The organism is Curtobacterium oceanosedimentum (assembly GCF_020297365.1).
Lineage (GTDB): Bacteria > Actinomycetota > Actinomycetes > Actinomycetales > Microbacteriaceae > Curtobacterium.
This window is the reverse complement of sequence record NZ_JAIXIG010000024.1, coordinates 49,837-59,205: the sequence shown is the minus strand read 5'-3', so window position 1 is coordinate 59,205 and position 9,369 is coordinate 49,837. Positions and strand designations below refer to the sequence as shown.

General features: G+C 73.4%; 11 protein-coding genes. 5 read left to right on the top strand and 6 right to left on the bottom strand.

What is annotated here, in order from left to right; genetic code table 11:
- From LEL83_RS11790 to LEL83_RS11780, 3 genes are all read right to left on the bottom strand, one after another.
- Positions 1-1,065 (bottom strand): VanZ family protein (locus tag LEL83_RS11790; RefSeq protein ID WP_225558957.1); only part of this gene is annotated, 1,065 nt, incomplete at its 3' end.
- A gap of 46 nt (positions 1,066-1,111) precedes the next feature.
- Complete coding sequence (locus LEL83_RS11785; protein ID WP_225558956.1) at positions 1,112-1,684, bottom strand: TetR/AcrR family transcriptional regulator; 573 nt, start codon at positions 1,682-1,684, stop codon at positions 1,112-1,114.
- A complete protein-coding gene (locus tag LEL83_RS11780) occupies positions 1,677-2,531 on the bottom strand; it encodes an alpha/beta fold hydrolase (RefSeq protein WP_198658389.1) in 855 nt (284 codons plus the stop codon). The genes LEL83_RS11785 and LEL83_RS11780 overlap by 8 nt, the downstream gene beginning before the upstream one ends.
- 88 nt (positions 2,532-2,619) lie before the next feature.
- On the opposite strand from LEL83_RS11780, the gene LEL83_RS11775 reads away from it, so the two are divergent.
- On the top strand, positions 2,620-3,195 hold the full coding sequence (locus tag LEL83_RS11775; RefSeq protein WP_225558955.1) for a GrpB family protein: 576 nt from the start codon (positions 2,620-2,622) through the stop codon (positions 3,193-3,195).
- A gap of 19 nt (positions 3,196-3,214) precedes the next feature.
- On the opposite strand, the gene LEL83_RS11770 is transcribed toward LEL83_RS11775, so the two are convergent.
- Positions 3,215-3,697, bottom strand: a complete 483-nt coding sequence (locus LEL83_RS11770; protein WP_198658391.1) for a MarR family winged helix-turn-helix transcriptional regulator — start codon at positions 3,695-3,697, stop codon at positions 3,215-3,217.
- A gap of 63 nt (positions 3,698-3,760) precedes the next feature.
- Here LEL83_RS11770 and LEL83_RS11765 point away from each other — a divergent pair, with 63 nt between their 5' ends.
- Both LEL83_RS11765 and LEL83_RS11760 read left to right on the top strand, forming a co-directional pair.
- Positions 3,761-4,288 (top strand): phenolic acid decarboxylase, encoded by a 528-nt coding sequence (locus LEL83_RS11765; protein WP_225558954.1) that lies wholly within the window; start codon positions 3,761-3,763, stop codon positions 4,286-4,288.
- Positions 4,288-5,088 (top strand): alpha/beta fold hydrolase, encoded by an 801-nt coding sequence (locus LEL83_RS11760; RefSeq protein WP_225558953.1) that lies wholly within the window; start codon positions 4,288-4,290, stop codon positions 5,086-5,088. The genes LEL83_RS11765 and LEL83_RS11760 overlap by 1 nt, the downstream gene beginning before the upstream one ends.
- On the opposite strand, the gene LEL83_RS11755 is transcribed toward LEL83_RS11760, so the two are convergent.
- Together LEL83_RS11755 and chrA are read right to left on the bottom strand one after the other, a co-directional pair.
- Positions 5,066-5,470: an arsenate reductase ArsC gene (locus LEL83_RS11755; protein WP_225558952.1), complete on the bottom strand. Its 405-nt coding sequence runs from the start codon at positions 5,468-5,470 to the stop codon at positions 5,066-5,068. The genes LEL83_RS11760 and LEL83_RS11755 overlap by 23 nt on opposite strands.
- Before the next feature lie 17 nt (positions 5,471-5,487).
- On the bottom strand, positions 5,488-6,708 hold the full coding sequence (gene chrA / locus LEL83_RS11750; protein WP_225558951.1) for a chromate efflux transporter: 1,221 nt from the start codon (positions 6,706-6,708) through the stop codon (positions 5,488-5,490).
- Positions 6,709-6,753: 45 nt separating this feature from the next.
- Here chrA and LEL83_RS11745 point away from each other — a divergent pair, with 45 nt between their 5' ends.
- Both LEL83_RS11745 and LEL83_RS11740 read left to right on the top strand, forming a co-directional pair.
- The gene (locus LEL83_RS11745) at positions 6,754-7,422 is read left to right on the top strand and encodes an arsenate reductase/protein-tyrosine-phosphatase family protein (RefSeq protein ID WP_225558950.1); all 669 of its coding nucleotides are present in this window, start codon (positions 6,754-6,756) and stop codon (positions 7,420-7,422) included.
- 233 nt (positions 7,423-7,655) lie between these two features.
- Positions 7,656-9,362, top strand: coding sequence for an aspartate:alanine exchanger family transporter (locus LEL83_RS11740; RefSeq protein WP_225558949.1), 1,707 nt, complete (start codon positions 7,656-7,658; stop codon positions 9,360-9,362).
- Positions 9,363-9,369: the final 7 nt, after the last annotated feature.

Here is a 9,369-nt window from a genome sequence, read left to right as displayed (position 1 = left end):
CACTCGGTCGTCCTCGATCTCGGCCCCGATCACCACGAGGGCGAATCCACGGTGTCCACGGCTCGCCCACACGGCGATCACCGACGTCGCCGCCAGCACGAACGCCGCCAGACCGGCCAACGGCACGTCGACCGCCAGCAGGGTTGCCCAGCCGCCGGAACCGAGGGCCCACCGGATCACCCGTCGCCCGGTGTCCGGCGAGGGTGCGGGCCGCAGCCGCACGACCAGTTCGCCGACGGTGCGCCCCGAGGCCGACACGACGACGAGCTGCACGACGGGTGCGACGAGGGAGCTCGCCCACAGCAGGGCGCCCAGCACCGGGTCGCCGGACGGACGACCGAGCAGCCCCCAGACCACGGCGATCCCGACGCTCAGGGTGCCGGACAGCAACCAGATGACCAGGACGTCGGACAGGATCCCCGAGAAGCGGCGCGCGGCGGTCACCGGACGGGGCACCTCGGCGTCCGTCGGACGGTCCGACCCCGCGACGAGCCCGACGAGCGGTGCGAGCAGGGTCCCGACGACGGCACCCGATGTGTTCGCGAGCACGTCGTCGACATCGAACAGGCGGTACGCGCACGGGTACAGGAACCAGTCCCCGGTGAGCTGCGTGGTCTCGATCAGGGCCGAGACGACGAACCCGGCCACCAGCCCGACGAGCAGGCCCGAAGGGACCCGGCGCCGTGCGACCGCGTGCCTGGCCAGTGCGCCGAGCGGCAGGAACAGCAGCACGTTGAAGAGCACCTGCGCCGACGCGGGGTTGGCGAGCAGGGAGCGCGGGCCGCTGATCCCGCCCTCCTTCGCCACGTCGTCGAGGAACGCGAGGGGGTGCAGCTGCGGTGTCGATGTCGACCGGCACGTGGTCGCGACGTCGTCGGGCAGGGGCAGCAGCGTGTAGGTGACCAACGCCAACGCGTACACGAGCGTGCCGAACGCCACGAGGGACCGCCGGGCGCCGAGCCGTCCGTGCCGGCGGTACTCCCAGGCCGTCCAGGGCACGAGCGCGGCGACCGCCAGGACCACACCGATGCCGAACGCGACGACCCCTGGCAGGACGGTACCCATGCAGCCGACAGTACCCAGCACGCCGGACCACCGTGGCGCGACCGCCTCAGTCCCGCGCGGTCGTGCGGAACCCCCGGTCCAGGAACTCGACGAGCCACGCGGCACTCGCCTTGACGTCGGTGCCCATCCGGAAGCCGCCGGCGGCCTCGGTGGTCGCGAAGCCGTGCACGACGCTCCGCAGCACCCGGAGCGCGTGGACGCGGTCGTCGGGAGCGAGCGGGTACCCGTGCAGCGCTGCCCCGAACGACGACAGCGCGCGGTCCAGGGCCACGGAGAGGGGATCGTCGGGTCCGTCGGGTCGCACGCCGACCGCGGCCGCGTACCGCGCCGGACGCTCACGCACGAACCGGCGGAGCGTCCGCAGGGCCGCGTCGAGGGCGTCCCGACCGGCCCGGCCCTGCATGGCCTCACGGAGGGCGTCGCCGAGCTCCGTCGCACCGAGCACGGCGATGCGGTGCGTGAGGTCGGCGAGTCCGTCCACGTGCTTGTACAGCGACGGGGCCTTCACCCCGAGCCGCCCGGCCACGACGCTCATGCTCAGCTGCGCGAGTCCGATCTCGTCCGCCAGGGTCGCCGCGGCCTCGGTGACCGCGGCGGGGTCGAGGCCGGCCCTAGGCACGGTCGCCGTCCACAGCCGTCGCGAGGGCGCGACCGAGGAACGGCAGGAGCACCGCCACGACGTCGTCCGGTGTCTCGGCGTGCGGGTAGTGGCCGGCGCGCTCGACGACCGCGAGCTCGCCGAGTCCCTCGGCCAGGTCCGCCACCACGCGGGCGCCCTCGGCACGGGGGTCGGCCCAGTCGGGGTCGGCCCCGCCCTCCACCACCAGCACCGGACAGCGCACGGCACCCAACCGCGCACCGGCGTCGGCCGGGGAGGTCCTCGTCATCGCGCGGAGGACCGCCATCCGCTCCGGCCGCCGCAGCGACGTCGCGATGCGCGCGCGTTCCTCCGCCCAGTCCGCGGGCTTCGACGGGATCGCCAGGTCGAGGTACGCGAGCCACCCGTCCAGGCTCCCGGTCGTCATCACCCGCGCGAGCTGCACCGTCGCGGCGCGGTGCCGTCGGTCGCGCAGGAGCCCGCCGAGACTGACGGACTGCTTCCGTGTGAAGGGGGCGATCTCGACCAGACCCGCGACGACGTCGGGGGCGTCCGCCGCGGCGATGGTCGCGGCACCGCCACTGATCGACTGGCCGACGATGACCGCGGGTCCGCCCAGGTGGCGGACGACCGCGACCAGGTCGCGCGCGATGTCGGTGCGCGAGTAGCCGGACCACTGCGCACTCGACTCGCCGTGCCCGCGGAGGTCGGTGTTCGCGACGCGGTAGCCGGCGGCCACCAGGCGGGGGACGACGAAGCGGTATGCATGCCGACTGTCGCCCATGCCGTGCGCGAGGACGACGAGCGGCCCCGACCCGGAGACGTCGACGGCGATCGTGCCGCCGTCGGTGTGCAGGTGCTCGAGCATGGTGGTCTCCCTTGCGGCTACGGTTGGTAACTCACAGGCTAATGGTCGTAGCCAGGATGTCAAGGGCTCGTCGTGCCATCATGTGCCCGTGCCCACGGACGCCAGCCGCCACCGCCCGGACGTCACCGCCGTCGAGATCGTCGGGGGACCGGAACCGCTCACGGTCGGGCTTGTCGCGCACGACGACGGGTGGGCCGCCGTCTTCCGTGCGCACCGGCGGCGCATCCTGGAGGCCCTGCTCGCGTCCGGCGCACCCGCGCCGGTCGTCGAGCACATCGGCTCCACGGCCGTCCCCGGCCTGGCCGCGAAACCCATCGTGGACATCGCCGTCGGCGTGGCCGACGTCACCGACGAGGGTACGTACCTCGACCCGCTCCTGGCGGCGGGCTACGAGCTCCGTGTCCGCGAGCCGGGGCACCGGCTGGTCCGCACGCCCGAGCGGGACGTGCACGTGCACGTGTACGGCCGAGGTGCGCCGGAGATCGACGCGTACCTGCTGCTGCGCGACCACCTGCGGGTCGACGCGGCCGATCGTGCCCTGTACGAAGCGACGAAGCGGCGGCTGATGGCGCGCCGCTGGGACGACATGAACGCCTACTCCGACGCGAAGACCGCCGTCATCGCGGCCATCGCGGAGCGCGCCCGTCTCCGTCGCGACGGCTGATCCACGCCGTCCCGCGCGGTCAGCGGAGCGGTCGACCCGACTCGTCGTCGACCGCCGTCCGCAGCTCGCCGAGGACCGGCAGCGCAGCCCGCAGTGCCGCCACCCCGCCCGGTTCGAGCCGTTCGAGGGCCGCGACGAGCACGCGCTCCGCCGAGGCGTCGTACACGCGCAGTCGTTCGGCGGCCAGGTCCGTCAGGGCGATCTCGGTGCTCCGGCCGTCGCCGACGGCGAGCCGCCGCTGGACCAGCCCGCCGCGTTCCATGGTGGTGACGAGGTTGCTGACCGTCGACCGCGCGAGCCCGAGCGACCTGCCGAGCGCGGTCGGGGTGGTCCAACCGCCGTCGTCGAGTCGCCGCAGCACCTCGATCTGCGCGTCCGGCAGTTCGGGCAGCTCGCCGTCGCGCCGCGACGCGTTGAGCAGCGTGCGGCGGAACGGCCCGATCTGGTCGCTGATGCGCCGGGCGATCTCGTGGAGGTCGGCGGCGTCGGCACGGCTGGGCATCGTCTCAGTGTAGGGAGCGCAGAAAGGTTTGCAACAAACACAGTTCCGGAGCAGGATGGAACCATGACGATCTCCACCTCAGTTGAGCACCCCGTTCCCGCCCAGGACCTCTCCGGCATCGTCGGACACCGGTTCATCTACACGTACGCCAACGGCTGGCAGTACGAGATGTACGTGAAGAACGCGACGACCATCGACTACCGCATCCACTCCGGGATGGTCGGCGGGCGCTGGGTGAAGGACCAGCAGGTCGACCTCGTGGTGCTGACCGAGGGCGTCTACAAGGTCTCGTGGAACGAACCGACCGGCACCAGCGTCGTCGTGAACGTGGTGCCGGGGGAGCGCGTGCTGCACGGCACGATCTTCTTCCCGCACTGGGTGGAGCAGGACGGCAGCAAGACCGTGCTGTTCCAGAACGACCACCTGGACCGGATGCGGGCGTTCCGCGACGCCGGCCCGACCTACCCGATCTACGTCGTCCCGGAGTTCGCGCACATCACCCTGTTCGAGTACGTCGGCGCGGACGACGAGACCGTGGTCGACACCGCGCCGGGCGACCTGCCCGCGGGCTTCGCCGACCGGAGCAACTGATGGCGGCCCTCGACCGCCCGCGGCACCGCGACCTGACGGCCGTCGACCTCGACCACCGCGGCGGCACGCTGCGCGGCTGGGAGCTCCGGCCCGCCGCTCCCGACGCGCACGCAGCGCCGGTGCTGTTCGTGCACGGCTTCGGCGACACCGCGACGGGCCCGCGGCAGCTGTTCGTGCAGGCCGCGGACGCGCTGGCGGCGGTCGGGGTGTCGGCGCGCTCGTACCACCGGCTCGGGCACGGCACGAGCGACGGCACCTTCGCCGACATCACCATCCGGGACGAGGTCGACCAGGTCACCGCGATGATCGACGCCCTGGCCTCGGAGCGCGGCGGGGCCGTCCACGTCGTCGCGCACAGCCTGGGTGCCGTCGAGTCGGCGATGGCCGCCGCGCGGGTGCCGGAGCGGGTGCGGTCCCTGACGCTCTGGTCGCCGGCCGGCGTCGTCGTGGACGACATCACCGTGCACGACGCGATCCAGGGACAGCCCCTGGCCCCGGTCCGCGAGCGCGGCTGGTTCGACTTCGGTGGGATGCGGCTCGGCCGGGTGTTCATCGACGACGTGCAGGACGGCCTCGACGTCTACGCCGAGGCCACCGGTTACGACGGGCCGGTCGACGTGCTGCACGGCACCGCCGACGAGATCGTGCCGGTCGCGTACGGACAGCGCTACGGCGAGCTCCTGCGCGGGGCGTCGTTCACGGCCGTCGAGGGTGCGGACCACGCGTGGTCGGCGGTCCCGTTCCGCGAGCAGCTCGTCGGACGGCTGCTCGAGCGGGTCACTGGACGGTCCGCGCGATGAGGTCCTCGACCCGGGCCCGCACGTCGTCGCGGATCGGCCGGACGGCCTCCAGGTCCAGGCCGGCGGGGTCGCGCAGCTCCCAGTCCTCGTAGCGCTTGCCCGGGAAGACCGGGCAGGCGTCCCCGCACCCCATCGTGACGACGACGTCCGCTGCCCGGACGGCGTCGGTGCTGAGCAGGGCGGGCTGCTCGGCCCGGATGTCGATGCCCTCCTCGAGCATCGCCTGCGCGACGACCGGGTTGAGCTGGTCGGCGGGTTCGGAGCCGGCGCTGCGCACGTCGACCCGATCGCCGGCCAGGTGCTGCAGGTACCCGGCCGCCATCTGCGAGCGACCGGCGTTGTGGACGCAGACGAACAGGACGGTGGGGACGGTGGTGGTCATGGTGGGGGCTCTTCCGGTCAGAGGACGACGGCGCCGAGTAGACCGGCGCCGATGACGACGGCCCACGGGGGTGCGGACCAACGGGTGAGTGCGACGAACGCCGCGACGGCGAGCGCGAGTGCCACGGGGGACCGCACCCCCTCGGTCAGCACGGGGTCCCACAGCGCCGCTGCCAGCAGACCGACGACGCCCGCGTTCACGCCGGCCAGCACGCGGCGCGCCCACGGCAGCCGGCGGAGCGTGTGCCACGACGGCAGGGCGGCGACCACCAGGAGCGCCGCGGGCAGGAAGACGGCGACGAGTGCCACCGCCGCGCCGACGATGCCGCCCGCTCCGCCGTCCGACACGGCACCGAGGTAGGCGGCGAACGTGAACAACGGACCGGGCACGGCCTGCGCGGCACCGTAGCCGGCCAGGAAGTCCGCGTGCCCGACCAGGTCGGTGGCGACGGTCTGCGACTCGAGCAGCGGCAGCACGACGTGGCCGCCCCCGAAGACGAGCGCCCCCGCCTGCGCGAAGAGCCCGGCCGACCGGACCAGGCCGGTGCCCGCCGCCGCGGCCACCGGGGCGGCGACGAGCACGGCCCCGAACGCCACGAACGCGGTCGGTGCGACCCAGCGGGGGAGCCGCACCACGATGCCGTCGCCGGTGTCGTCGCCCGCGGGCTGGACGACGCCGCGCAGCCACAGGGCGCCGACGAGGCCGCACGCCGCGATGACCGCGACCTGCGCTGCCGGTCCGGGCGCCAGGAGCACCACGATCGTCACGGCCGCGGCGATGGTCGCGCGTCGGGCGTCCGGGGCCAGCGACCGGGCCATCCCGAGCACGGCCTGGGCGACGACCGCGGCCGCGGCGGCCTGCAGCCCGAGCAGCCAGCCGGCGTCGGCGAGGTCGGGTGTGCCGGACACGAGCAGGGCGAACGCCACCAGGAGCACCGCGGACGGCAGCGTGAACCCGCACCACGCGGCGAGCAGCCCGAGCAACCCGGCCCGCTGCAGTCCCAGGGCCATCCCGACCTGGCTCGAGGCCGGCCCGGGCAGGAACTGGCAGAGCGCGACGAGGTCGGCGTAGGCGGCCTCGGTCACCCACCGTCGCCGCACCACGAACGCGTCGCGGAAGTACGCCAGGTGCGCGACCGGGCCGCCGAACGAGGTCAGCCCGAGCCGCAGGAACACCAGGAAGACCGACACGGCGGAGGACGACGACGCCGTCGGCGCGGTCGGGTCGGTCGTCGTCACGGGCTCATCTTGACGGCGGCCGATGGTTCAGTCAACATTGAACAGATGAACGACCGGCAACCGGAGCGCGAGCGACGTGCGGCGCAGCACGCGGCCCTCGGCGACGCCGCCCGGCTCGCGATCGTCGACCTGCTCGCCGCGTCCGACGCCACCCCGACCGAGGTCCGGCGCGCCGTCGGGATCTCCGCACCGCTGCTCGCCCACCACCTCCGCGTCCTCGAACAGGCGGGCCTCGTCACCCGGCGCCGGTCCGACGGCGACGGGCGCCGGAGCTACCTGCACCTCGAGCCGGTCGGCCTCGCGCACGGCGTCCCCGCGGTCGGCAGGGACGTCACCCGGGTGCTGTTCGTCTGCACCGGCAACTCGTCACGCTCCCCGCTGGCGGCGGGCGTGTGGTCCCAGGTGAGCGACGTCCGCGCCCTCTCCGGCGGCACCCGGCCCGCCGTCGCCGTCGCGCCGGGAGCCGTCGCCGTCGCCGAACGGCACGGCCTCGACCTCGGTCACCACGTGCCCCGGTCGTTCCGCGACGTCGCGACGGACGGCGACCTCGTGGTCACCGTCTGCGACCAGGCGCACGAGACGATCGACGACCGCGGCAGCCTGCACTGGTCGCTCCCGAACCCGGCACGCCGGGGGACGGCCGAGGCGTACGAGGACACGTACGCGGCCCTCCGCTCCCGTGCCGCCGCGCTGGCCGAGCGCATCGCCGCCTGACGCGGCCTCACGAACGGAACGCCCCGATGGGATCCCCCCTCCTCATCGGGGCGTTCTCTGCGTGCGCGCGACCCCGCTGCGGACGGGAGGCACGGGGCGGCGCCGCACCGCGCCTCCCGTCCGTCGGGTGGTGACCCCACTGCTGGACACAGGTTCCTGGGAACGACCGGTGTGCGCGTGGTTGTCTGTCCGCCGTCGGCACAATCAGGGGTGCCGGGGGCGAAGGCGGCCGCATGTCGTGGTTCAGGGACACCATCATCGAGCACCCGGAGATCGCCGTGTTCCTGGCGCTCGGGATCGGCTTCTTCGTCGGACGGTTCAGCTACCGCGGCATCGGTCTCGGGGCGGTGACCGGGACCCTGCTCGCGGGCGTCGTCATCGGCGCGGTCCTCGGTGACGACCTGCAGGTCGACCCGATCGTGAAGCAGATCTTCTTCCTGGTCTTCCTGTTCGCCCTGGGGTACAAGCTCGGGCCGCAGTTCGTCGCGGGGCTCAAGGGCTCCGGGCTGCCGCAGGCGGTGTTCGCGGTCGTGCTGGCCGTGGTCGGGTTCGGCACCACCATCGCCATCAGCAGCATCCTCGGGTACAACCCGGGTCTCGCCGCGGGACTGGCCGGCGGCGGGCTGACCCAGTCGTCGATCATCGGCGTGGCGCAGGACTCCATCGCCGGGCTGCCGGTGCGCGCGGAGACCGCCGAGGCGTGGAGTGACCTCGTCCCGGTGGCCTACGCGGTCACCTACATCTTCGGCACGGTGGGGGCCGCGCTCTACATCTCGCTCGTGGCCCCGCGGTTCCTCGGCATCCGGGACCTGCCAGCAGCGGCGCACGAGCTCGAACAGCAGCTCGGCGTGCACGACGACAACCCCGACGTCCACAGCGCGTACCAGCAGGTCGTCCGGCGCGCGTACCGCCTGACGTCTGCGTTCCGAGCCCAGACCGTGGGCGAGTTCGAGGACGCCTCGGACGCCCGGGTCGGGTCGCGCGTCTTCATCGCCCGGGTCCGCCACGGGGACGAGATCGTGGAACCGCACCTGGACCAGCCGCTCGCGCCTGGCGACGTCGTCGTGGTCGCCGGGCACCACGCCGCCGTCATCGAGGACCACCTGACCTCGTTCGCCGAGAAGGTCGACGACCCGGCGCTGCTCGACATCCCGATCGAGGAACTGACGGTCGTCGTGACGAACACGGCCGTCGTCGGCAGGACGGTCGAGCAGCTCCGCCGCACCCGTCGCGCCCGCGAGATCTTCCTGAAGCGCGTCACGCGCGGCGGCCAGTCCATCCCGTTCGGGTCGGACACCGTGCTGCACGCGGGCGACGAGCTGCGGGTGCAGGGTCCGCTGCCGTTGCTGGAGCAGGGCATCCGGTACGTCGGGTTCCCGGAGCGGACCGACCCGAAGACCGACATGGTGACCGTGGCGCTCGGGATCACCGTCGGTGCCGTCGTCGGCGTCCCCTCGATCACGCTCGGCACCGTCCCGCTGTCGCTGACGACGAGTGTCGGCGCCCTGATCGTCGGCCTCCTGCTGGGGTGGCGGCGGTCGAAGAGCCCGACGTTCGGGCACGTCCCGCCGGGAGCGCAGTGGTTCTTCGAGACCGTCGGACTGACACTCTTCGTCGCCGTCGTCGGCATCGACGCGGGTCCGGGATTCGTCGACGGCCTGGCGCAGTACGGCGTGCAGCTGCTCGTCGCGGGCGTGGTCGTCACCCTCGTCCCACTCGTCGTCATGACCTTCGTCGGACGCTTCTGCTTCCGGAGGACGCACCCCGTCCTCATCCTCGGCATGCTCACCGGCGCCCAGACCACCACGGCGGCGGTCGGGTCCCTGCAGGAGACGGCGAAGAGCACCGTGCCCCTGCTCGGCTTCACCGTCCCGTACGCGATCGGGAACATCGTCCTCAGCATCGGCGGCGCCGTCGTCGTCGCGATCACCGCCCACTGACCGTCCA